Source organism: Sphingopyxis sp. A083 (assembly GCF_001468495.1).
Taxonomy (GTDB): domain Bacteria; phylum Pseudomonadota; class Alphaproteobacteria; order Sphingomonadales; family Sphingomonadaceae; genus Sphingopyxis; species Sphingopyxis terrae.
Genome location: NZ_LNSK01000008.1, coordinates 41,182 through 64,076, shown reverse-complemented (window position 1 = coordinate 64,076; position 22,895 = coordinate 41,182). Strand labels below are relative to the sequence as shown.

Sequence of the window (22,895 nt, the reverse complement as noted above, 5' to 3'; positions counted from 1 at the left end):
GTGCGTTCACGCCGCCGCGCGCCACGGCCGGGCGCGATTCCGCTGCGCCGCGAGCAATGCATCGGCGCGCGTCCATTCGAAATCGTCGAGCAGCTTCTTCAACTTACCCGCCATCGCCGAGAGGCCAGTATAATGCCGGACCTTCGACCGTAGCGGCGCATCGGCGACGCGCGGCTGACCGGGATCGATCTCCCAAGGGTGGAAATACAGGATCGCGGGATGCCCCTCGCGATTCATCCGCTCGATAGCCCAGCGCGTGAACCCATAAGGAAGCAAACGCATGAAGCCGCCCCCGCCGGCAGCAAGCGTGCGGCCCGCGAAGCGCGCAGTCGTCACCGGCCATTCGATCAATGCGCTGTCGGGAAGCGGTTGCCACGCATGGCGCGGGCTTTGTGCCCAGCCATAATGATCGTGCACCACCGGCGCGACGCTGCTCGAATAGGCATAGCCTTGTTCGGCAAGGACGGCATGCGCCCAGGGCGTGCGCATATCGACCGAAAAGCTGGGTGCGCGATAGCCGCGCACGGGCTGGCCGCCCAGATTTTCCAAGATGGCGCGCGTCTTTTCAAGGTCGGCGGCAAATTCGCCCGCCGTCATCTGGAACACGCGCTTGTGGTCATAACCATGGCTCGCCAGCTCGTGCCCCGCATCGACGATCCGTCGGATCAGCGCGGGATAGCGCTCGGCGACCCAGCCGAGCGTGAAGAAGGTGCCCCGAACCCCGGCTTCGGCGAACAGGTGCAGAACCACGTCGCAATTCGCCTCGACCCGGCATTCGAGCGCCGGCCAGTCAGCGCGCTCGATCGTGCGCTCAAAGGCGCCGACCTGGAACCAGTCCTCGACATCGACCGACAGGCCGTTCTGCATCGTCCATCACCTCTGCCGGTCGCATAGCCGAAATCGGCGCTGCCGTCAGGCCGCCCAAACCTGCGATTTTGCGGGGTTGGGGGCGTTATCCGGATCGCGCTCGACCCATTCGATCAGCAGGTCGAGAACCCGGCGCAGCGCTTCATCCTGTTCGGCAATGCGTGACTCGAGCGCCGAAATCTGCGCGCGCAGCGCATCGAACTGCGCCGTATCCTGCGGAGCCGCGACTGCCGGCACAGCGGCGTCCGTCGCCGGCGCCGCGAATGGCGCGCGCTCTGCGCTTGTCACCGGCCATTCGTGCGGCACGGCGGCGTGCGGCGCGCTCGCCGTTGCGGCATGCGCCACCACCTCCTCGACGGGCAACGGCGCAAGGCTCGCCTCGTCGATGCCGCGGTCCGATTCGATCTCGGCAATCACGTTGCGAACATGCTGCGCGTTGATGCGGTTGAGTTCCTCCACCGCTCCGAACAGCAGCAGGCGGCTGACGAGGACGTTGAGCTTGCGCGGTACACCTTCGCTATAATCATACATCAGCTCGAAACTGTCGGGGCTGAAGCTCGGGTTGCCCGTCCAGCCCACCTTGCCGAGGCGGTGGAGGATATAGGGTTCGACCTCTTCGGGTTCCATCGGATCGAGATGGTGCGTCGCGATCACGCGCTGGCGCAATTGTTCGAGCGTCGGCGAATGGAAAAGCGTCTGGCGGAATTCGGGCTGGCCGAGCAGAAAAATCTGCAGCAGCGAATGGCCGCCGAGCTGGAAGTTCGACAGCATCCGTAGCTCTTCGAGCGCCGAGATCGCAAGATTCTGCCCCTCGTCGACGATCAGCAGCGTGCGGCGGCCGGCGCGCGCCTGTTCGCGCAGATATTGCTCCATCGCGCGCAGCAGTTCGGCCTTGCTCTGCCCTTCCCATTCGATGCCGAATTGTTCGGCAACAAGGCGCAGCAGATCGTCGCCCTCGACCTGTGTCGACACCAGCTTGACGGCGGTCAGCCGGTTCGGATCGATCGTGTTCATCAGATGGCCGACCAGCGTCGTCTTGCCCGCGCCGACATCGCCGGTGATGACGATGAAGCCTTCACCCTGCGCCAGCCCATAGCCAAGGTAGGACATCGCCTTGCGGTGCGTTCCGCTCTCGAAATAGAAAGCGGGATCGGGCGTCAGCTGGAACGGGCGTCCGGTGAAGCCGTAAAATTGATCGTACATCGCAGTAATCCCGTTGTGCTGGATCAGAAGTTGTAACGCAGACCGACGAGCGCCGATCCGATAAGCTGGCTGTTGAAGCCATCCTGGTCGAAGGCGTTGAGCCCCGCCGCCGCCGTTCCGGTCAGTCCGCGCCAGAAGCGCCGCGAATAGGCCGCGGAGATACCGGCCGACTGGACGTCGGACGCACCGGGCGAACCATTGTCGAAATAGTTGAGGTAGCCGGAAATGCTGAGGTCCGAAGAGGAATCGAGCTGGCGCCCGGCAGAGACGAAAAGATAATAGGCCTCGTCCACCGTGCCGTTGATCGCGCCGAGTACCGATCCGGTCGGCACCAGCAGCTTGCGGCGGTCGTACCCGGCGCCGACGCCATAGCTCCAGCGGCCATAGCGCGACGACAGGATCGCCTGCACGCCGCTGCTGCGGAACTGCGCGGTTGTCGTATTGGCAAGCTGCGGGGCAAGGCATCCGCCACTCTGCTGCCCGAAGACGCAGGCGTTCACATCGCCGCTGATCGGATTGCGCGTCGGATCGAACTGCGTCGGCAGCGCCGATAGCCCGGTGGTAAGCCCGCGCCCGAAGCTCGAAAGCCCGTCATAAACGCCAAGCTGGAACAGCGTCCTGTCGTCGGGACGATAGGCGAAGCTGCCGGTATAGACCGTGTCGCCATAGCGGCGGCCGACGCGTGCGGTCAGCGAGGTGCGCGGGCTCGGGCGCCACATCACGCCTGCATCCCAGATCAGCCCGTCGGTGTCGAACGAGAGCTGTCGGGGCTGCGACGTGTCGGTGACAAAGCGGCCGTTCGAATCGCGCACCGGCACCCCATTGGTGTCGAGCAGCGGATCGCGCTGGCTTATCTGGACCTTTTCGTAGCCCACGCCGCCCAGCAAGGCGACGCTGGGGCTGATCGGCACCGTAACGTCCGCGCGGGCATATTTGCCCTCGAACCGCTGGTCGAGCTGATTGCTGTCCTCGCGCTCATAGCCGCCCGAAACCTGCCAGCCGAAGGGCAGATCGCCCGGACGCTGGCCGAGGCTGGCCCAGGCGACATGGTTCGTCGAGCTGTCATAGGCATCGCCGACCGGAACGCCCGGTGCGAGCACCGCGGGCGTATCGATGTCGACCTTCGTATAACCGAAACGATAGCCGGCTCCGAAGTCGAGGTTGCCGATGCGCTTGGTCAGCGTCGGACCGGCATAGATGGAATAGAGATTGGCGACATTGTTCGCGCCGCCGATGAACAGGCCGCTGTCGGCGCCCCGACCGTCGGCGCGCGCACGGGTCGCAAGCGCGCCGCCTTCGATATTGAAGCCCTGCATCAGTTCGAGGCGCGCCCGCGCGAGACCGCTGAGCACGTCTGCATCGCCAAGACTGCCCGATTCGCCGAAGCGGTGTTCGTAGCGAATCGTGGCTGCCGCCTCGGCGCGGCGCGTCGCGATCACCGCATCGACGCCGGCCGCTACGGTCGTGTAGGTGAGCACGTCGCCGCCATTCTTGAGCTCGGCAGTGAGTACCTGGCCGATCTCGAGATAGGGGCTGACGTCGACCTGGCGGCGCTTCTTCTGCTTCTCGGCGCGCTTGCCGCCCTTGCGGTCGTTTTCGCCGGAGGCAGCGCCCGAAGCCGGGGCAGCGTCGCTCGCGCCAGAGCCTGAGCCCGAACCGGAACCGCTGTCCTGCGACCATTGGGCCTGCGCGCCCGTCGCCGTACCGGCGAGCAACAGCGCCGCGATCGCGGCAGCGCCGCGCAAATAAGTCCGGTCGCGCATCATGACGCGCCTCCCTGTCCGTAATAGGTGCCGAAGCGGCGGCCGCCCGGCGAGAATTTCACCCCGTTGAGGAGCAGCTGGATATGCGGGCAACCGCCCATCAGCCCGACCGCATCGCGCAGCGAGGATTCGAGCGTCTGATCGGCGCGCACCACGATGATGAGCTGGCCGACATGCCCCGCGAGCACCGCGGCCGGCGAGGCGGCGAGAACCGGCGGTGAATCGAGGATGATGATCCGCCCCGGCGCACCCTGTTCGAGCTGCGCGAGCAGCGTCTCGGTTCGGGCCGATGCGAGCAGTTCGGTGTCGTGCATATGCTGCGTACCGGCAGGCATGACCTTCAGCCCCGGAATGTCGGTCTGGATCAGGCAGTCGCCGAGCGGCAAGTGCGGATCGGCGAGCGCGTCCATCAGGCCCGGCCCATCGGGCAGCCCCAGCGTTTCGAGGACGCTGGGTTTGGCAATGTCGGCATCGATCAGCAACACGTCGTGATCGGCCTCGACCGCAAGGCTGAGCGCCAGATTGACCGCGGTAAAGGTCTTTCCCTCGCCCGGATTGGCCGATGCGATCAGCACGCGGTGACCGCGCGGCACGACGGGACGGTTGGAGGTGCCCGCGAAGTTGCGAATGATCTCGCGCTTCACGATACGATATTCTTCCGCGATGCCGGTGACCGGCGCGCCCGGCACGACCATTCCGCGCGCGGCGAGCCGCTCGCGATCGATCTTGCCCTGCCGGTTCGCGTCGATAGCCGGGGCGGCGCGCGCCACCTCCTTGCGCGGCGATGCCTTTGCCGCGGGCGTGGAGGTGGATGGGGGCGTCGCCTCGACCGCCGGTGCCGGCGCATCGGGCGGCAGGATTTCGGGCTGCGGCGCTTCGGCAGCGGGCTTCGCCTTCTTGGCCTTGCGCTCGGGTTCGGGCGGAAGCTGCGAGACGTCGATCGTCGGCGCATGCTTCGCTGGATCAAGGCCGAACATGTCGGCCGCGCGTTCGAGGAGCGAGGGCTGGCGCTTGACGGGGCGTTGGTCGTTCATGTCCTTTTCCTCGCTCACGCGACCATGCCACGCTGGACGAACTCGGCGACCAGCAGCAGCGCATAGAGGCCGACGAGCGCCGCGCCCCCGCCGGCAAGCCAGACAAGCCGCTTGCGCCGCTCGACATGCCGGTCGGGCGTCACGACCTCGGTGATCGATCCGATGACCGGAAGTCCGCTCGCGCGCTCGAGCTTCGCGGCGGTGGCATAGCTTGTGCGCACCTGCGCCAAGCCAAAGGCCGCGCCGATGCCGCCGCCGATCCCGGCGAGCAGGACGAGTGTCAGGAACAGCGGGCGATTGGGCGCCGCAGGGCTGGTCGGCTTCGACGGCGGATCGAGCAATTCGATCCGGATCGCGTCGGTTTCGGTCTGCACGTCGCCGCGCAGCCGCACCTGTTCGCGCTGCGCGAGCAGCTTGTCATACTGCGCCTTTTGCGCCGTATATTCGCCGTTGATCCGGTCATATTCCGCGGCAATGCCCGGGTTCTGGATCTGCTGCGAGGTGATGCGCGCGATGTCGCCAGTGAGCTGCGCCTTGCGCGCCGACAGCGCGCTGACGGTCGCCTGCCGCTCGGCGCGCATCGCGGCCAGCGACGAATAGGCGGGGTTCTGCATCCCGCCGCCACCGCCATTGCCTTCGCGGTCGGCCTGCGCCTTGAGCGAGGCGATCTGACTCTTGAGCGCGATCACATCGGGGTGCGCGTCGGTCAGCCCGCGTGCGCGCATCGATGCAAGCTCGTTCTGCGCGCCCGCAAGCTGCTGCCGCGCGACGCCGCCGCCAACACCGCCTGCGCCCGGCACCGTCGCGGGGGTCGAGGCGAGCTGGCCGTTCGCGGCCGCCAGCGCCGCCTGCGCCGCAACCAGTTGTGTTTCGATCTGGCTGAGTTCGGCGCGCGCCGCATCGACGCGCTGGGCGGGCGATCCGGCGCCGCCCGGGATCAGGCCGATATTCTGCGCCTCGAACGCGGCGCGCCGCGCCTCGATCTCGCGCAGCGATTTTTCGCGGTCAGCGATCTGCGAATCGAGGAATTTCAGCCCCTCGCGCGCATCCACGCGGCCACCGCGCAGCTGATCGTCGCGAAAGACGGTGATCAGGCTGTCAAGCACACCGCTCGCCAGCTTGGCATTGTCGGCGTCCGACAGGCTGCCGATGCCGACGCTCGACGTGATTTCGAAGATATTATCCTGCTGCGGCAAGATCTTGATATTCTTTTGCAGCATCGCGACCGCACCGGCTTTCTCGCGCTCGCCCGCACCCGCCGGGATCAGGCCGGTGGTCGTCGCGACTTTCTCCAGATTGCGCGCGCTGGTCAGCGTTTCGCGAATCTGGTCGATCTGCTGGCGCCCGCCAAAGGATCCGCCCTGCGCATCGTCGGGCAGTATCTGGTTCACATCGACGAGCAGGCGCGCGCGGCTGTCATAGCGGTTCGGGATCGACGCGATCCCCAGCCAGCCGAGGATGCAAATGCCCCAGGCGACCGCGAGCACGAGCCAGCGCCGCGTCCAGACGCTGTGCACCGCAACCCGGAATTCGTCGTAAAGGCCGTTCATCGCTTGTCGTCAGTCCTTGCTGGGCAGTGGCGGTCGGGGGCGCATGCGCGCCGTCAGAACATGCTTTCGGGGATGATGATGACGTCGCCCGGCTGAAGCTTGACGTTCGCCTTGATGTCGCCGCGCTTGATCAGGTCGTTGAGGCGAAGCCCATATTCATGCTGCTTGCCGCTGCCCTTGTCGAAGCGGACGAGCCGCGCCTTGTTGCCGGCCGCATAATCGCCGAGTCCGCCGACTGCGATCATCGCGTCGAGGACGGTCATATTCGCGCGATAGGGGATCGACGCCGGCTTTTCGGTCGCGCCCACGACACGCACCTGCTGCGAGAAGGTGCTGTTGAAGCTGGTGACGATCACGCTGACGATGGGATCGGTGATATATTGGCTGAGCGCGAGCTTGATGTCCTGCTGAAGCATCGTCGGCGTCTTGCCGACCGCGGGCATATCGGTGATCAACGGCGTGGTGATCCGGCCGTCGGGGCGCACCTGCACCTTGCCGCCGAGTTCGGGGTTGCGCCACACGAAAATCTGCAACTCGTCGAGCGGCCCGATGATATATTCCTCGCCCGGTCCTTCCTGGTTCGCGACGAAATTGGCGCTGGGAAGCTGCGGCGCGGTGGTGCCGGCCCCCATGCACCCGGTCAGCGCGGTCGCGGCGATGCCGGAAATCAGCGCGGCGCGGGCGGCGCGAAGCGAGGGGAAGGACGTCATGTTCAATTCACCTTTCGAGCGGACGGGTGCCGCCGCGGCGCCAATCCCCGCAGCAACAGCCAATGCGTCAGGGTCAGCCATGCTGGAAAAGGGTGAACATACCGTTAGTATTGGGATAAGTTGTGTCCGCGCTTGTCGCACATTGTGCCGCTTCGGCACAAAATTTAACCGCGTTCGGTAAGGTTCAGAGGAGCATCTCGCGCGCTGGCCCCTGTCCCAGGAATGCAGCGGGGCTCGCCGAGGCGCCATAGGCGCCCGCCTGGAACAGCGCGATCAGGTCGCCGACATCGGCGCGCGGCAAGCCAACCTGATCGCCCAGCCGGTCGAGCGGGGTGCACAGACAGCCAACGACCGACACGGTTTCGACGGCCTCGCGGCCGAACCGGCCGGCAACCGCGATCGGATAGTTGCGCCGGATCACCGTCCCGAAATTGCCGCTCGCGGCGAGTTGGTGATGCAGTCCTCCGTCGGTGACGAGGAAGGTTTCCCCGTGGCTGACTTTCCGGTCGACGACGCGCGTGAGATAGACCCCGGCCTCGGCGACAAGCCAGCGGCCGAGTTCCATCGCAAAGCCGCTCTCTGCCAGCGCGGCCCCTCGCGCGCCGAGCGTTTCGGCTAGCCGCGCGCCGACCGTCGCAGCGTCGACCGCGCGGTCGCCGGAGAAATAGGGAACCCCCATGCCGCCGCCCAGGTTGACGAGCGGCGGGGTCGCGCCGACCGCCTCCGCAAGCCGCGCCGCGAGGGCGACCGTCTGCGCCTGCGTATCGGCGATCGCATCGGCATCAAGTGCCTGCGATCCGGCGAAAATATGAAAGCCGCGCCAATCGGCGCCGGCATCGATCAGCGTGCGGACCAGCGCCGGCACCGCATCGGCATCGACCCCGAACGGCTTGGCGCCGCCCCCCATTTTCATGCCCGATCCCTTGAGATCGAAGTCGGGATTGACGCGCACTGCGAGCCGGGGCCGCGTTCCGATACGGTCGGCAATGGCCAGCGCCCGTGCCCCCTCCCCCGCCGATTCGAGATTGAGCGTCGCGCCCGCCACAATCGCCGCTTCCAGTTCGCGGTCGCGCTTGCCGGGGCCGGCGAAGCTGATGTGTTCGGCCGCCATGCTGCTCGCGAGCGCCAGCGCCAATTCCCCGCCGGACGCCACGTCGAACCCGTCGACGATGGTCGCCATATGCGCAAGCAGCGGCGCGAAGGGATTGGCCTTCATCGCATAATGGAGCTGCACCTCACGGGGCATTGCGGCGCGCCATTCGGCGGCGCGCGCAGTCAGCATCGCGCGGTCATAGACAAAGAGCGGCGTGTCGCCCGCGGCCTCGGCGAGGGCATCGGCGCGCCGGCCCCCGATGCGCAGCATGCCGTCGGCGTCGGCCGCGAAGCCGGGCGGGATCGGGCCGTGCGGCTTCATGCCGCCACCCCTGCACCCCATTCGGCCGCGATCGCGACGCGGTCGAGCTTGCCATTGGGATTGCGCGGCAGCGCCTCGCGCCACTCCACGGCCTTGGGCTGCATGAAATTGGGCAGCGTCCGGCGCAGCTCGGCGGCGAACGCCTCGCGGTCCGCATCGGCCTTGCCGCGCACGATCAACTGGATCGCAGCGCCCAGCCGCGCGTCGGGCACGCCGAAGGCGACGGCTTCATAGACCATGCCGGTGGCGACGGCTGCATCCTCGACCTCGGTCGGGCTGACGCGGTTGCCCGCGGTCTTGATCATCGCATCGTCGCGGCCGACGAAATAGAGCAGGCCGTCACCATCGCGCCGCACCGTGTCGCCCGACCACACGGCGATGCCGCCCGACGCCGACGCGGCAGGCGCCGCGCGGAAACGCTCGGCGGTGCGTTCGGCGTCGCGCCAATAGCCCTGCGCGACGAGCGGCCCGCAATGGACGAGCTCGCCCGCTTCGCCATCGGCGGTGATGCTGCCGTCGGGGCGGCAGACGAGAATTTCGGCGTGGGGAATCGCACGGCCCATCGAGGTCGGATGCGCGGCGACGAGCGCCGGGTCGAGCCAGGTCGACCGGAACGCTTCGGTCAGGCCGTACATCGGATAAATGTCGGCCTCGACAAAAGTCGCGCGCATCGCGTCGATCAGCGACGGCGTCAGTGCGCCGCCGCTGTTGGTCAGGCGGCGCAGCGATGCGGCGACATCCACCGGCCAATCGACCTCGACCAGTTGCACCCATAAGGGCGGCACCCCGGCAAGGGTCGTGGCGCCGTGCCGCGCCACCGCTTTCACCACATCGCGCGGCGCCAGATAATCAAGCGGCGCCACCGCGGCGCCCGCATACCAGGCCGAAAGAAGCTGGTTCTGGCCATAATCGAAGCTGAAAGGCAGCACCGCCAGCACGCGATCATCGGCGCCGAGCGCCAGATAGGTCGCGACACTCTCGGCACCAAGCCACAGATTGGCGTGACTGAGCATCACGCCCTTGGGCCGTCCGGTCGATCCGCTGGTGTAGAGAATGGCGACCAGATCGCCGGGATCGCCCGCCGAAGGGGGCAAGCGCTCCGGATGGCCGTCGATCGCCGCCTCGACCGCGGTCAGATCGCGCAGCGCACAGCCGCCGGGAAGGCCGTCGCCCAGCATGTCGGCTCGCGCGCGATTGGTCAGCAACAGCGCTGCGCCACTGTCGGCCAGAATATGCGCGACCTGCGGTGCCTTCAGCAGCGGATTGACCGGCACATGGATCAGCCCGGCGCGCGCCGCGGCGAGCGGCATCAGGCAGGCAGCGCGCGTCTTTGCGCTCCAGCTCGCCACCCGGTCGCCGGGCCGGGCGCCCGCGGCGCTCAGCCATGCCGCTAGCCGGCCGACACCCGCATCGAGATCGGCAAACGACATCGGCGCGTCGCCGATGAGCAGCGCAGGCGCATCGGCCGCGCCGCGCAGCGCGAGATGGTCGAGGGGGCATGAGGGCGGGTTTTCGGCTTTGGTCATCGGCTGTTAGGACAGTGGTGATAGAGCGCCGCACCATGGATGGGAACGGTGAACATCACGCTAATGATGCCAAGCTGCCCGCCGCAGCGCGCGGCATGGGCCATGCTTCGCCGTTCGACCGTCCCCAATGGTTCGACCTGCTCGCCGCGCACGGATTTGCCGGAGAAGGCCGAATCGATGCGGTGGGCTTCGCAGGCGAAACCGCGGCGTGGCTGCCGCTTCGGCGTGAAGAATCGGGCGCGGTTTCCGGGCTTGCCAACTGGTACAGCTTTGCAATCCGCCCGCTTTATACGGGCCAGGGCGACCATATGGCGGCGCTGCGCAACCTGTTCGCACGCGCCCGCGCCGAGGCCGCACGCCTGACGCTCTATCCCGTGCCCGATGCCGAAAAGGACAGGATCGCAACCGCGATGCGCGCCGCCGGTTGGTGGGTGCGCGCGGTGCCGGCGGGCGATCGCCACTGGCTCGACCTGACCGGGCTCGACCATGACGGCTGGTGGGCCACCCGCCCCGGCGCGATGCGCAGCACGGTCCAGCGCAAGGCGAAAAAGAATATTGTCGCGATCGAGATTCTGACCGCATTCGACGCCGATGCCTGGGCGGCCTATGAGCATATCTACGCCGCGAGCTGGAAGCCCGAAGAGGGCAACCCCGCCCTGCTCCGCGCCTTTGCCGAAGAAGAAAGCGCGCGCGGCACCTTTCGCATGGGGCTGGCGCGGATCGACGGCGAAGCGGTGGCGGCGCAATATTGGACAGTGGAGGACGGCACCGCCTTCATCCACAAGCTCGCGCATGTCGAGGACAGTCTGAAGGCATCGCCCGGCACTCTGCTTTCGGCGGCTCTGTTCCGCCATGTCATCGCGGTCGATGGCGTGCGCCGTATCGATTTCGGCACGGGCAACGACGCCTACAAGCGCGACTGGATGAACCGGCACGAGCCCTTGTGGCGATTGGAGGCTTTCAATCGCGGGCGCATCGCGGCATGGGGACCGGCATTGAAGGCCTTTGCCCGTTCGCTGCTCAGGAAAGACCCATGACCGAAGTCCATAACGTCGACGCCACCCTTCGCGCCCTGCTCGCCGACGTCCTCGGCCTTGGCGCCGAACGCGCGGCGGCGCTGACCGAAGACAGCGGCCTGTTCGGCGAACTGCCCGAATTCGATTCGATGGCGGTCGCAACTGTGCTGACCGAGATGGAGGACCGTCTCGGCATCCTGATCGACGATGACGACGTCGACGGCGAAATCTTCGAAACCTATGGCAATCTGCTGCGCTTCGCCGAACGCAAGGTTCAGGGCTGACCGGCATGCGAGGGGCGAATGGACGAGCATAGGCTTCGCATCGCGCCCGACGGCACGCCCCGCGCGACGATCCTGTTCGCGGCCCCCTTGTTCGAGGAAGCGAACCGCAGCCGCCGCACTATCGTACGCGCGATGCGCGCCTTGGCCGCGCAAGGTTTCGCCGCCGTGCTTCCCGACCTGCCGGGCCAGAATGAAAGCCCCGTCGCGCTCGCCGATGTCGATTTGAACCGGTGGCAGAGCGCCTTTGCCGAGACGGCCGGTGAAATAGAGGAGCCGATCATTATCGCCGCGCTGCGCGGCGGCGCGCTGATCGACCATCAGGCCGCGGCCGCAGCATGGTGGCGGCTGGCGCCCGTCGGCGGCGGCTCGCTGCTCCGCACCCTGCTGCGCGCGCGCGTCAGTGCCGATCGCGAGGCGGGCGTGACATCTTCGCTCGACAGCCTTCAGGAGCAAGCGAAAAGCGAGCCCTTGTTGCTCGCCGGAAATTGTCTGTCACCGGCGATGATCGCGTCCCTCGCGACGAGCGAGCCGCAGGCGGTCACGCCGCTGCGCACTGTGGCGCTGGGCAGCGGCGACGAAGCGATTGGGGGCACGCCGCTGTGGCTGCGCGCCGAACCGGGCGAAGACGCCGCCATGGCTGACGCGATGGCGGCCGACATCGCCGCATGGAGCCGAACATGCGGCATCAGCTGAGCTTCCTTTGCGAAGACGCGGCGCTCGCCGCGAGCCTCGACGACGCTCCGGGCACGACCGGGCTGCTGATCGTGTCGGGCGGCAACGAGATCCGCAGCGGCGCGCATCGCGGCATGGCGATGCTGGCGCAGCGGGTCGCGGCGGCGGGCCATCCGGTCTTTCGCTTCGACCGCCGTGGGATCGGTGACAGCGAGGGCGAAAATGGTGGCTATACGCGCAGCGGCGCCGACATCGCCGCCGCGATCGCCGCGTTTCGCACGGCTGCGCCGCACGTCACCCGCATCCTTGCCTTCGGCAATTGCGACGCGGCGAGCGCGCTGCTGCTGCACCAGCCGCTCGCGCTCGACGGTCTGATCCTCGCCAATCCATGGACTTATGACGACGCGGAATGGGATGCGAGCGAGCAGCCGGCACTGCCCCCGGCCTCGGCGATCCGCGCACGCTATCTGGCGCGGCTCAAGGATCCCAAAAGCCTGCTGCGCCTGCTGAAGGGCGAGATCGATCTCGGAAAATTGGTCCGCGGCCTGTCGGCGATGAAACGGACGCCGCAAGCCGCCGCACCCGACAGCCTCGCCGCGCGGCTCGACGCGGCGATGACCGCGCTGGCTTGCCCCGCGACGATCCTGCTCGCGACCGGCGACCGCACCGCGCAGGCATTCATCGCGCATTGCCGGCCCGCAAACATCCCGGTCGAGCGTCTCGACAGCGCGTCGCACAGCTTCGCTGGCGGCGACGCGGACTGGTTATTTGCGCGAATATTGGACCGGCTGCGCTGACGGCGGCTTTGGGATCGAATGCGGACATTGCCACTTCCCCACTTGCTCACCCTGAGCTTGTAGAAGGGTGAACGGAGTGTGGTAGGCGAGCCTATTCGCCTTTCGTCATCCCGGACTTGATCCGGGATCCATTCACGCAGCGTCGAAACAATGGATTCCGGATCAAGTCCGGGATGACGGTGAAAAAAGTCGTTCGGTGCGACTCGCAAAAGATAGGCCCTGCAAGCTCGCAATCGATCACGGATAGCCCGGCGTCTTGGGCGCGTCGGGCAGCGGGATGAATTCTTCGCTGTCGCCCGCGACCAGCGGGAAATTGCCGTCCTTCCAGTCGTGCTTCGCCTGATTGATCCGGTCGCGCGAAGAACTGACGAAATTCCACCACAGGTGCCGCGGAGTGCGGAAGGCTTCGCCGCCGAGCAGCATCACGCGCGCGTCGGTGGCGGCGCGCAGCGTCATCGCCTGCCCCGGCTTCAATATATAGAGGCTGTAACGGTCGAGCGCTTCGCCATCGAGGGTCGCATCGCCCATCGCGACCAGCACCGCGCGCTCGTCGGCCTCCGCTTCGATCGGCAGGCTTGCCCCTGCCGCCATCAATATATCGGCATAGATGGTCGCGGCATGCTGGGTGATCGGTGATGTCGCGCCCCACAGCGTCCCCATGATGACGCGTGCCGACACCTTGCCGTCCTCGATCAGCGGCAGATCTTCCTTGGCGACATGTTCGAACGCCGGGTCGATCTCTTCTTTGCCGTCGGGCAGCGCCAGCCACGTCTGCATGCCCGAGATCGGCGATCCGGTCGCGCGTTCGGCCGCGGGCGTGCGCTCCGAATGGACGATGCCGCGCCCGGCGGTCATCAGATTGCACGCGCCCGGCCGGATCGTCGCCCAAGTGCCAAGACTGTCGCGATGGTCGATCGCGCCTTCGAACAAATAGGTGACGGTGGCGAGGTTGATGTGCGGATGCGGGCGCACGTCCATCCCCTGCCCGATGTCGAAATGCGCCGGTCCGAACTGATCGACGAAGATGAAGGGGCCGACCATCGTCCGCTCCTTGTTCGGCAGCGTACGCCGCACATCGAAGGCCCCGATATCGTGGGTCGAGGGGGTAATGACCGTGAACATCAGCCAATCCTTTCCAGCCTGTGGCGCGTTTTGTCGGTTTCGACCGTGCCGGTGTTGCGCGTCGTGCCTGGTTCGAGCAGCAGCACATGGCACTCGCCGTCCAGCGCCTCGGGACAATGTTCGGTTCCGTGCGGAACGATGATGAATTCGCCCGGCCCGACGATCACATCGCCGCTGCGCAGGCCCATCTTCATCCGGCCCTGTACCACCAGAAACAATTCATCTTCCGTTTCATGGTGATGCCAGTCGAACTTGCCTTCGAATTTGACCATCTTGACCTGAAAATCATTGATGTCGCCGGCGACACGCGGGTTCCAGTGATCGTGGAAGGTCGCAAAGGCGGCGGCGAGGTTGACCTTGTCGATCGTCATGGCACGGGCGCCCGCAATATCTTGTCCATCGCCTTGCCCTTCGCCAGTTCGTCGATCAGCTTGTCGAGATAGCGTATCTCGCGCATCAGCGGATCGTCGATTTCTTCGATACGCACGCCGCAGATGACGCCGCGAATCTGCGTGCGTGCCGCATTCATCGCCGGCGCGCCCGCGATAAAGCTGGCGTAATCGGTGCCGGCCGCGAGCAACGCCTCGAGCTCCTGCTGGCTGTAGCCGGTGAGCCAACCGATAACCTGATCCACCTCGGCCTTCGTTCGCCCCTTGCGTTCGGCCTTGGCGACCAACAGCGGGTAAACCTTCGCGAAGCTCATCCGATAGATGCGATGCTCGGTCATCCGCGCCTCATTCGCCCGGCGCGAGCGCCCGGATCGCCAGCGCGTGAACGCGGTTGCCCGGCATGTCGCCGAGCGCCTTGTTCACTGCCCGCTGGCGCGCGACGCGGGTCTGGCCCGCGAAGCCCGCCCATCGGATCGTCAGGCTGAAATGCGATTCGCCGCTGCCGTCATCGCCGGCGTGGCCGTGATGCTGGGCGCTGTCGTTATTCAGGGTGAAATCGGCGTCGGGGAAAGCCGCGGCGAGCAGCGTTTCCATTTCGCGTTGGGCTGGACCTTTTTGCGTCATGCCCCCATGTTGGGAGCAGATACCCAGCATGACAAGCCCCCGCTCCCCCCGATTCCACGGCCGCGTTCCGCGTGAGGCCCCTTGCGCCGTTCCCGGCTGCCAAGAGCCCGGCGAATTTCGCGCCCCCGCGTCGCCGCATCGCTCGCCCGACGGACCGCCACCCTATCGCTGGCTGTGCCTCGACCATGTTCGCGAATTCAACGCGGGCTATAATTATTTCGAGGGCATGAACGCCGACCAGATCATGGCCGCGCAGTCGCCGACCGCGGGTTGGGAGACCGAAAGCCGCACCTTTCGCGCTGCCGGCAGCGCCGACCTGCCGCCGCGCTGGGCCGATTTCAAGGATCCGATGGATGCGCTCGGCGCGCGCTTTCGCCAGCGCATGGACGAGGCGCGGCGCGAAGCCGCCGACCCGCGTTTCACCCGCGAGGAGCATCGCGCGCTGCAGCTGATGGGGCTCGCCAACGATGCGGACCGCGCAGCGCTGCGCCGCCGCTACAGCGAGCTGGTGCGCAAATATCACCCCGACCGCAACGGCGGCGACCGCAGCCACGAGGTGCGGCTGGGCGAAGTCGTCGCGGCCTATCAATTGCTGCGCAAGGCCAGGCCATTTGCATAGGAGAGGCACGGATGAGCGAACTCGACGCGGCGCGGATCGAAACGGTGAAACGCCATATGGCGCTGGAGATCACGCACGACTGGGCCGGAGTGATCGCGACATTCGATCATCCACGTTACGAACTGCTCGGCCCCGGCACCGTCTTTGACGGCGAGGCCGCGGTGCGATCCTATTTCGCCGCGTCGCGCGAACCCTTCCCCGATCAGGCGAACGAGATTATCGCGATCGCCGCCGACGCGGCGACCGACACCGTGCTCGTCGAATTCTGGCTGACGGGCACGCACCTCGGCCCGCTGAAGCTGGGGCTGCGTACCGTCGAGCCGACGGGCAAGGCCTTTCGTATCCGTATGGCAGCGAGTTTCGAATTCGCACCAGGCAGCGACCGGATCGTCTGCGAGCGCCCCTATTACGACCAGTCGGCGGTGATGAAGGCGCTTGATCTGTTCTGAATAAGGCGTTGCAAGGGGCAACCCATCGCGATACCGCGCTAGCCGAAGCGTCGGCCCGTCCGGCGACTCTCTCCCGATGCGTTTTGCTGGACCTTGCGACATGACCGATATTCCGAACAGCCTTCCCGACCATCATGGTTCGACGCTGCTGGCAGCGCCCGATACCGAGGTCGATGCGCGCGAGCTGTTCGGGGTCGACATCGACATGAAGGTGCCGGCGTTCAGCGAATCCGACGAGCGGGTTCCCGACCTCGACCCCTCCTATGTCTTCGACGGCGACACCACGCTCGCGATCCTCGCGGGCTTCAAATATAACCGCCGCGTCATGGTGCAGGGCTATCACGGCACCGGCAAATCGACGCATATCGAACAGGTGGCGGCGCGGCTGAAATGGCCGTGCATCCGTATCAACCTCGACGCGCATATCAGCCGCCTCGACCTTGTCGGGCGCGATGCGATCGTGCTGCGCGACGGCAAGCAGGTGACCGAATTCCGCGAAGGCCTGCTTCCCTGGGCGCTGCAGACGCCGACCGCGCTCGTCTTCGACGAATATGACGCGGGGCGGCCCGACGTGATGTTCGTGATCCAGCGCGTGCTGGAGGCCGAAGGCAAGCTGACGCTGCTCGATCAGAACCGTGTCATCCGCCCGAACCCGCACTTCCGCCTGTTCGCCACCGCGAACACCGTCGGGCTGGGCGACACGAGCGGGCTCTATCACGGCACACAGCAGATCAACCAGGGCCAGATGGACCGCTGGAACATCGTCGTGACGCTGAACTATCTGCCCGCGGCGACCGAGAGCGAGATCATCCTGAAGAAGGTGCCGGGTACCGACGATGCCACCGTCGCCAATATGGTGAAGGTCGCGGATCTGACGCGTCAGGGCTTCGTCAACGGCGATATCTCGACCGTCATGTCGCCGCGCACCGTCATCAGCTGGGCCCAGAATGCGGCGATCTTCCACAGCCTGGGCTTCGCCTTCCGCCTGTCGTTCCTCAACAAGTGCGACGAGGCCGAGCGGATGATCGTCGCCGAATATTATCAGCGCGTGTTCGGCGAAGACCTGCCCGAAGGCGTCGTCGGCAAATAAGGCGAGCGCGCGCGCCGCGCCCTTCCCTTCGCATTCAGCGCAGCACCGCCTCGGCATCGACGAGCCGGATGTCGTGCATCATGTTCAGATAGGCTTCGAAATAGCCCTTGTGCGACGCGCCGACGATGACGAGCGCTCGCGCACCGGGCTGCGCCGCCATCGCCGCGCGGATATTGGCGACCATGCGCAGGTTCCGCGTTTCCCACCAGCCGGTGTAGTAGCGGCCGTAATGCTGCGGCGAGAGTTCGGCGAGCGCGGCGCCGAAATCGCTGTCGAACGCCATCCGCATCGCCTCCGGGCTGTTGTAGGCGCGATAGAGGGCGAGCACGCCGTCACCGTCGAGCCGCTTTCTGAGGTCGGCATCGATAGCGCTGCGCTTCGCGGTCACCGGATTGTCCCAAGCGCGCTGGATCGCTTCGCCATAACCCGCTTCGCCCGCAACGCGGTTGGTCGTCGCATCGGCGCTGTGATCGTCGACCGAATAGACCCGGTCGAGTCCCAGCCGCGCGGCCAGCGCCGCGCCGATCAGGAAATTTTCGTTGCGGCGTGTTGTCAGCATCGTCAGGCGCTCGACCAGCACCGCATCGAGCCCATCGCCCGCGCGCCGTTCGGTCGCGGGCAAGCGCAGCCATTGGACCAGCGCCGATGCCTGCTCGCCGCCGGCCAGGAAAACCGCGGCGAGATGCCGGCGCTGCGCCGCGGTGGGCTCGGCGGGCCAGTCGGCGAGGAGCCGCTCCGCCTCGACCGTAGCAGCCGGAACGTCGAGCCCCGTCGCCGCGCGCGCGGGTTCGGGGCTCCAGCAATAATCGTCATACACGCCGGGATAGATCGGCTTGTAGCGCAGCAGCATCTCGCAATCGGGTCCCGAGAGCCCTTCGATGGTGACGATCTGCGGCCGCCACGCGGTGAGCCTGGTCAGCAGCGGGTCGAGGGCTTTGGCATCGAAATCCTTGGGAAAGCCCGACAGGTGCGGCGATCCGAGCACGAGTGCCTGCCCCGGCTCGCCCGCGACAGTCTGCTTGAGCCGGCTGGGGTCGAAGCTCGGCTCATAGGCGGGAGCCGCCGGCGCGGCGGTTGCAGCGAGCATCAGCGCGGCAAGTGCGAACATGATTTTCCTTCCCTGTCGCTGCACGGCCAACCGCGCGCAGCGGAGTCACTATAGCAAAGTGTGTTATTTCATCAATACAGCCTGAAGCCGCACTTCGCGCTTCCAAAGCCCGCTGCGCTCTGCCAGCGTCGCCGCCATGATCCGGCGATTCCCGCGCATGCCCCGCCCCCCCCAGCGCTTGCTCGCTTTCGCTCTCGCCCTCCCGCTTGCAGGGTGCGCGACCGCGGTCGATTATGGCAAGGTTCCGCATTCGGCCTATGTCGCCGACGCACGCTGCACCGCGCAGGCCGGGGCGGAGGTCGATACCGCGGCGCTCCCGCTCTTCTTCGTCACGAGCCGCCTACCCGATTGCCGGACGCCCGACATCCGGCTGACCAACCATCGCGGCGACCGCATCCGCTATGGCCGCTTTGCCGCGCCGCACGACAGGAAGGTCGATGGCAAGACGCGCTTTCTGACCCCGCTCGCCTTTCAGGAGGCAGGCGACTGGTGGGCGGGTCTGCAGGCCGAAACCGATCGCCGTCAGGGCCGCGTCCTCCTCTATGTCCATGGCTATCGCGAGACGTTCGAAACGACGTCGAAGGATGCGGCGCAGATCGCGCGGATGACCGGTTTCGACGGGCCCATCGTCGAATATAGCTGGCCGTCGCAGGGCAAGCTGCTGAGCTATGCCGTCGACGAAACCAACATGTATCATGACGTGCGCAATTTCCGCCTGTTCCTAAAAGCGCTCGCGGAGCGTCCGTGGGTGAAGGAAATCGTCGTCGTTTCGCACTCGCTCGGCGCGCGGCTGGTGATACCCGCAATCGCCTATGTCGACCGGACGGCGCCGAGCGCGGACAGCAGCAACATTTCCAACATCATCCTCGCCTCGCCCGATTTCGACCGCGAGACGTTCGAGCGCGACATTGCGAACGACGTGCTCGCCACCGCGCGGGTCGCGCGCGACCGACGCATCACCGCCTATGTGTCGCGCAGCGACAAGGCGCTGGCGGCATCGCGCGCGCTGCACGGCTATCCGCGGCTCGGCTCGCCCTATTGCTTCGATCCGTTCGAGGCGGCGGATTTGCGGGCGAAGGGCCTGCCCGAACGCTGCTACGCCGCCGCCATTCCCGGCCTGACGATCGTCGACACCACCGACATATCGCGTGGATCGACGGGGCACAGCGATTTCCTGCGCAGCGCGCTCGCCTGCATGGATTTTGTCGACATGATCCGCGGCAAGCGCAGTCGGCCCGAACGCACGCCCACGCATCTCGCCCATGTCTTTCGCCTTCCGCCCGATCCGCAGGTACCGAGCAGCCTCGACAAGACGATCTGCAACCGCATTCCCGATGGTGAAAAGGATTAGAGCCGATGCTCTTCCTTCGCCGGTGAAAGCCCGTTAGAGCCGATTCGATGTCCGGCCAGTCTCCCCTCGACGATTTCAAGACCGCGCTGTCGAGCGTGGCGCGCGCCGTGACGCGCGATGCCGAGGTCGAGGTGGGTTTCACCGCCGACGCGCCGGTCCAGATCGGCAAGCAGATCAAGGTGCCGACCCCGTCGCGCACCCTGCCCGCCGATCAGGTGGCCGAAGCGCGCGGCTTTGCCGACGGTTATGCGCTGCGCATGAAGCATCACAGCGACACGGTGCACGCCGCGGCGCGCCCGGTCGAACCGCTCGCCGCCGCGGCCTTCGATGCGATGGAGCGCGCGCGGGTCGAGGCGCTGGGCGCCCGCAACATGGCCGGAATGCGCGCCAATCTGCGCGCCAGCCTGGCGATGCGGATGCGCAGCGACCCGATCAGCCGCGCGCAGGATCGCGGCGAAGTCCCGATATCGAGCGCGCTTGAACTGATGCTGCGCGAGGCGCTGACCGGCGAACAGGCGCCGCAGGGCACCGAAACCGGGCTGTCGCTGGTGCGCGAATGGATCAGCCAGGATGCCGGCGCCGACCTGACCGCGCTCGCGATGCTGATCGACGATCAGGCCGCCTTTGCCGAAACCGCGCGGCTTGCGCTGCGCCACCTCGACCTGATGCAGGCCGACGATCCGCTCGAGGAAGGCGCCGAGGACGGCGGCGAGGACGATCAGACCGAAGCCGAAGAGAGCCAGGAAGAACAGGAAAGCGAGGACGGCGGCACCGGCGAGAGTCAGGTCGACGCGCGCGCCGAAATGTCGGGCGATCAGGCCGACGATGGCGAAAGCGATCCCGACGCGCAGGAAATGGAAGCCGACGGCGAGCCCGAGATGGGCGGCGAAGGCGACGAGGGCATGTTGCCCGTGCGGCCCAACCGCCTGCCCACCGACGTTCCCGATTTTAACTATGTCCGCTTCACCGAGAAGCATGACGAGATCGTCGCCGCGACCGAATTGTGCGACGAAGAGGAATTGACGCGGCTGCGCGCCTATCTCGACCAGCAGATGACGCATCTGCAGGGCGCGGTGACGAAGCTCGCCAACCGTTTGCAACGCCGCCTGATGGCGCAGCAGAACCGCGCCTGGGACTTCGATCAGGAGGAAGGCCAGCTCGACGCCTCGCGCCTTGCCCGCGTCGTCGTGTCGCCGGGCCATTCACTGTCCTACAAGATCGAGCGCGATACCGATTTTCGCGATACCGTCGTCACGCTGCTCCTCGACAACAGCGGGTCGATGCGCGGGCGGCCGATCAGCATTGCGGCGATCAGCGCCGACATTCTGGCCCGCACGCTCGAACGCTGCGGCGTGAAGACCGAGATTCTGGGCTTCACGACGCGGACGTGGAAGGGCGGGCAGAGCCGCGAGGACTGGCTCGCCGCGGGACGTCCGCCGCACCCCGGCCGCCTCAACGACCTGCGGCACATCATCTACAAGCCCGCCGACGAACCCTATCGCCGCGCCCGCAAGTCGCTCGGCCTGATGATGCGCGAGGGGCTGCTGAAAGAGAATATCGACGGCGAAGCACTGATGTGGGCGCACACCCGCATCGTCAATCGCCCCGAGGAACGCCGCATCCTGATGGTGATCAGCGACGGCGCGCCGGTCGACGACAGCACGCTGTCGGTCAATCATGGCGCCTACCTCGACCAGCATCTGCGCCAGGTGATCGATTGGATCGAAAAGAAATCGCCGGTCGAGCTGTGCGCAATCGGCATTGGCCACGACGTAACCCGCTATTACAGCCGCGCGGTCACGATCATGGATGCCGAGCAACTGGGCGGCACGATGGTTGAACAATTGGCGGGGTTGTTCGACATAGAATAGGCACTTCGGAGCGATTTCGACTCTCCTCGGGTCCGGTGCAAATTCCCGCTTGCCAAGCAAAATTCCGGCGATAACTCTCGCGCTTGGGGGGAGGGTCGCAATCAATGTCGATATTGCAATTTGCGCGCCGTGCAGCGAGCGCGGGGGCCATGGCGCTTGCCTTGAGTGCAGGCATAGCGCCAGCGCAGGAGGTCGAGCCGGCATTGCCTGCTCCCGACGCCCTCGCGACCGATGACAGGGTGCCAGATGTGCCGACAGCGACGCCGGACGAAGTGCCGGCCGGGACACTCGTGCATCTGCGCATCGACGAGGACGTCAACAGCAAGACGCACAAGACCGGCGACTGGTACGCCATCACCCTGCTGGAGCCGATCATGCTGGGCGAGCGGACAATCGTTCCCGCTGGGACGCCGGGACGCGGCCAGGTGGTTCATGCCGCGAAGTCCGGCTGGGGCGGCAAGGCTGGCGAGTTGATCCTCGGCGCGCGGTACCTCGAATATCAGGGACAGCAGATTCCCTTGCGCGGCATGAAACTGGGCGGTGTCGGCGGCAATAATGAAGGTCTTGCCTTTGGCGCCACAATCGCTGGCGGACTGGTGGCGATGCCGCTGGTCTTCGCCTTGAACGGCAAAAATGCCAATATTCCGGCCGGCATGTATGCAACCGCCAAGCTAGCGGTTGCCCTGACCGGCGAGCCATCCACCGCCGCGCAAGCGACGGTCGATCCGGCGGCGGCGGTGTCGGCTGCCCCCGGAGACGCAATCGACACGAACCCGACAGGGGAAATGGGGGAACCGAAACAATGAAAAAGCTGATCGGAGCCGCGCTGCTTGCGGCAACCGGAATAGCCTGCACCGCAACGATGGGACCCGCGGCGGCCAAGGAAGCGAAGAGCGCGGCCGACGAGGGCGCTAAGAAGGTCATCCCCGCTCCGGCCGAGGGCAAGGGACAAATCGTCTTCTTCCGGCCCGGCGGCATGGGCTTTGCGCTTGGGTGCGGAGTAAATGAAAATGGCGTGCGGTTGAGCGCATTGGGCGCAGGAAAATATTTCATCCTGCCGGTCGATCCCGGATCGCACAGCTATACGGTCAAGAGCGAGGCCACTGACCTCCTGACGCTGGAAGTCGAACCCGGCGAAACCTATTATGTGAAGTGCAAGATCAAAATGGGGATCATGGTCGGTCGACCCAATATCGCGCCGTCGACGCAGGACGAATTCGACAAGGACAGCCATAAGCTGAAATATGTCGATGCCGACGATGCAGGGTCGACGGTCCTGTCAAATCCGGAAGGCGAAGCTGCGAAAGCCGAATAGCCGCCTCCCTATCCGATATCGCGGCCCCGCATATGTTGCGGGGCCGTTTTTCGTGGACGTGACAACCCCTTCGCCGCCGGTTACACATTGCCGCCGGCGCCGCAGGGACTCGCAGCCCCAC

General features: G+C 66.3%; 24 protein-coding genes. 11 read left to right on the top strand and 13 right to left on the bottom strand.

From position 1 onward, the window contains the following. Nucleotides 1–6 precede the first annotated feature (6 nt). The 8 genes from ATE59_RS13610 to ATE59_RS13575 all read right to left on the bottom strand — a co-directional run bounded on the left by ATE59_RS13610 (nucleotide 7) and on the right by ATE59_RS13575 (nucleotide 10,067). Entirely contained in the window at nucleotides 7–867 is an 861-nt protein-coding gene (locus ATE59_RS13610) for an XrtA system polysaccharide deacetylase (RefSeq protein WP_058812862.1), read from the bottom strand. 45 nt (nucleotides 868–912) lie between these two features. Then, complete coding sequence (locus ATE59_RS13605) at nucleotides 913–2,070, bottom strand: XrtA/PEP-CTERM system-associated ATPase (protein ID WP_058812859.1); 1,158 nt, start codon at nucleotides 2,068–2,070, stop codon at nucleotides 913–915. A 23-nt stretch (nucleotides 2,071–2,093) separates the two neighbouring features. Then, nucleotides 2,094–3,836, bottom strand: coding sequence for a hypothetical protein (locus ATE59_RS13600; RefSeq protein ID WP_058812853.1), 1,743 nt, complete (start codon nucleotides 3,834–3,836; stop codon nucleotides 2,094–2,096). Then, on the bottom strand, nucleotides 3,833–4,867 hold the full coding sequence (locus tag ATE59_RS13595) for an AAA family ATPase (protein ID WP_058812919.1): 1,035 nt from the start codon (nucleotides 4,865–4,867) through the stop codon (nucleotides 3,833–3,835). The genes ATE59_RS13600 and ATE59_RS13595 overlap by 4 nt, the downstream gene beginning before the upstream one ends. Before the next feature lie 14 nt (nucleotides 4,868–4,881). Then, complete coding sequence (locus tag ATE59_RS13590; protein WP_058812852.1) at nucleotides 4,882–6,417, bottom strand: XrtA system polysaccharide chain length determinant; 1,536 nt, start codon at nucleotides 6,415–6,417, stop codon at nucleotides 4,882–4,884. Nucleotides 6,418–6,470: 53 nt separating this feature from the next. After that, entirely contained in the window at nucleotides 6,471–7,127 is a 657-nt protein-coding gene (locus tag ATE59_RS13585; RefSeq protein ID WP_058812850.1) for an XrtA/PEP-CTERM system exopolysaccharide export protein, read from the bottom strand. A 184-nt stretch (nucleotides 7,128–7,311) separates the two neighbouring features. Continuing rightward, nucleotides 7,312–8,541 carry a pyridoxal-dependent decarboxylase, exosortase A system-associated gene (locus ATE59_RS13580; protein ID WP_058812849.1) on the bottom strand — a complete coding sequence of 410 codons (1,230 nt, stop codon included), beginning with the start codon at nucleotides 8,539–8,541 and terminating at the stop codon, nucleotides 7,312–7,314. Next, nucleotides 8,538–10,067 (bottom strand): acyl-CoA ligase (AMP-forming), exosortase A system-associated, encoded by a 1,530-nt coding sequence (locus tag ATE59_RS13575; RefSeq protein WP_058812847.1) that lies wholly within the window; start codon nucleotides 10,065–10,067, stop codon nucleotides 8,538–8,540. The genes ATE59_RS13580 and ATE59_RS13575 overlap by 4 nt, the downstream gene beginning before the upstream one ends. A 35-nt stretch (nucleotides 10,068–10,102) precedes the next feature. On the opposite strand from ATE59_RS13575, the gene ATE59_RS13570 reads away from it, so the two are divergent. From ATE59_RS13570 to ATE59_RS13555, 4 genes are read left to right on the top strand one after another with little or no spacing between them, the layout of a single operon-like run. After that, nucleotides 10,103–11,104, top strand: coding sequence for a GNAT family N-acetyltransferase (locus ATE59_RS13570; protein WP_058812845.1), 1,002 nt, complete (start codon nucleotides 10,103–10,105; stop codon nucleotides 11,102–11,104). After that, complete coding sequence (locus ATE59_RS13565; protein WP_058812843.1) at nucleotides 11,101–11,367, top strand: acyl carrier protein; 267 nt, start codon at nucleotides 11,101–11,103, stop codon at nucleotides 11,365–11,367. Before ATE59_RS13570 ends, ATE59_RS13565 begins: the two co-directional genes overlap by 4 nt. An 18-nt stretch (nucleotides 11,368–11,385) precedes the next feature. Continuing rightward, nucleotides 11,386–12,060 (top strand): hypothetical protein, encoded by a 675-nt coding sequence (locus ATE59_RS13560; protein ID WP_058812841.1) that lies wholly within the window; start codon nucleotides 11,386–11,388, stop codon nucleotides 12,058–12,060. Continuing rightward, nucleotides 12,045–12,836, top strand: coding sequence for a hydrolase 1, exosortase A system-associated (locus ATE59_RS13555; RefSeq protein WP_058812918.1), 792 nt, complete (start codon nucleotides 12,045–12,047; stop codon nucleotides 12,834–12,836). Before ATE59_RS13560 ends, ATE59_RS13555 begins: the two co-directional genes overlap by 16 nt. 237 nt (nucleotides 12,837–13,073) lie before the next feature. Here ATE59_RS13555 and ATE59_RS13550 read toward each other — a convergent pair whose 3' ends face one another. From ATE59_RS13550 to ATE59_RS13535, 4 genes are read right to left on the bottom strand one after another with little or no spacing between them, the layout of a single operon-like run. After that, the gene (locus tag ATE59_RS13550; RefSeq protein ID WP_058812839.1) at nucleotides 13,074–13,958 is read right to left on the bottom strand and encodes a pirin family protein; all 885 of its coding nucleotides are present in this window, start codon (nucleotides 13,956–13,958) and stop codon (nucleotides 13,074–13,076) included. Further along, nucleotides 13,958–14,329: a cupin domain-containing protein gene (locus ATE59_RS13545; RefSeq protein ID WP_197409179.1), complete on the bottom strand. Its 372-nt coding sequence runs from the start codon at nucleotides 14,327–14,329 to the stop codon at nucleotides 13,958–13,960. The genes ATE59_RS13550 and ATE59_RS13545 overlap by 1 nt, the downstream gene beginning before the upstream one ends. After that, nucleotides 14,326–14,685 (bottom strand): DUF2200 domain-containing protein, encoded by a 360-nt coding sequence (locus ATE59_RS13540; RefSeq protein ID WP_058812837.1) that lies wholly within the window; start codon nucleotides 14,683–14,685, stop codon nucleotides 14,326–14,328. Before ATE59_RS13540 ends, ATE59_RS13545 begins: the two co-directional genes overlap by 4 nt. A gap of 7 nt (nucleotides 14,686–14,692) precedes the next feature. Next, nucleotides 14,693–14,971: a BolA family protein gene (locus tag ATE59_RS13535; RefSeq protein WP_156416790.1), complete on the bottom strand. Its 279-nt coding sequence runs from the start codon at nucleotides 14,969–14,971 to the stop codon at nucleotides 14,693–14,695. Nucleotides 14,972–14,999: 28 nt separating this feature from the next. Between ATE59_RS13535 and ATE59_RS13530 the strand changes: the two genes are divergently transcribed. From ATE59_RS13530 to cobS, 3 genes are all read left to right on the top strand, one after another. Further along, a complete protein-coding gene (locus ATE59_RS13530; RefSeq protein ID WP_058812833.1) occupies nucleotides 15,000–15,590 on the top strand; it encodes a DnaJ domain-containing protein in 591 nt (196 codons plus the stop codon). Between the two features lie 11 nt (nucleotides 15,591–15,601). Continuing rightward, nucleotides 15,602–16,039, top strand: coding sequence for a nuclear transport factor 2 family protein (locus ATE59_RS13525; protein ID WP_058812831.1), 438 nt, complete (start codon nucleotides 15,602–15,604; stop codon nucleotides 16,037–16,039). Nucleotides 16,040–16,139: 100 nt separating this feature from the next. Further along, nucleotides 16,140–17,129, top strand: coding sequence for a cobaltochelatase subunit CobS (gene cobS / locus ATE59_RS13520; protein WP_003049013.1), 990 nt, complete (start codon nucleotides 16,140–16,142; stop codon nucleotides 17,127–17,129). 34 nt (nucleotides 17,130–17,163) lie between these two features. Here cobS and ATE59_RS13515 read toward each other — a convergent pair whose 3' ends face one another. Then, nucleotides 17,164–18,237 (bottom strand): DUF5694 domain-containing protein, encoded by a 1,074-nt coding sequence (locus tag ATE59_RS13515; protein WP_058812829.1) that lies wholly within the window; start codon nucleotides 18,235–18,237, stop codon nucleotides 17,164–17,166. Between the two features lie 157 nt (nucleotides 18,238–18,394). On the opposite strand from ATE59_RS13515, the gene ATE59_RS13510 reads away from it, so the two are divergent. From ATE59_RS13510 to ATE59_RS13495, 4 genes are all read left to right on the top strand, one after another. After that, nucleotides 18,395–19,588 carry an alpha/beta hydrolase gene (locus ATE59_RS13510; RefSeq protein WP_058812916.1) on the top strand — a complete coding sequence of 398 codons (1,194 nt, stop codon included), beginning with the start codon at nucleotides 18,395–18,397 and terminating at the stop codon, nucleotides 19,586–19,588. Nucleotides 19,589–19,635: 47 nt separating this feature from the next. After that, nucleotides 19,636–21,459 (top strand): cobaltochelatase subunit CobT, encoded by a 1,824-nt coding sequence (cobT, locus tag ATE59_RS13505; protein ID WP_003049002.1) that lies wholly within the window; start codon nucleotides 19,636–19,638, stop codon nucleotides 21,457–21,459. Nucleotides 21,460–21,608: 149 nt separating this feature from the next. Further along, nucleotides 21,609–22,265 (top strand): hypothetical protein, encoded by a 657-nt coding sequence (locus ATE59_RS13500; protein ID WP_058812827.1) that lies wholly within the window; start codon nucleotides 21,609–21,611, stop codon nucleotides 22,263–22,265. Beyond that, a complete protein-coding gene (locus ATE59_RS13495) occupies nucleotides 22,262–22,774 on the top strand; it encodes a DUF2846 domain-containing protein (RefSeq protein ID WP_058812824.1) in 513 nt (170 codons plus the stop codon). The genes ATE59_RS13500 and ATE59_RS13495 overlap by 4 nt, the downstream gene beginning before the upstream one ends. Nucleotides 22,775–22,895: the final 121 nt, after the last annotated feature.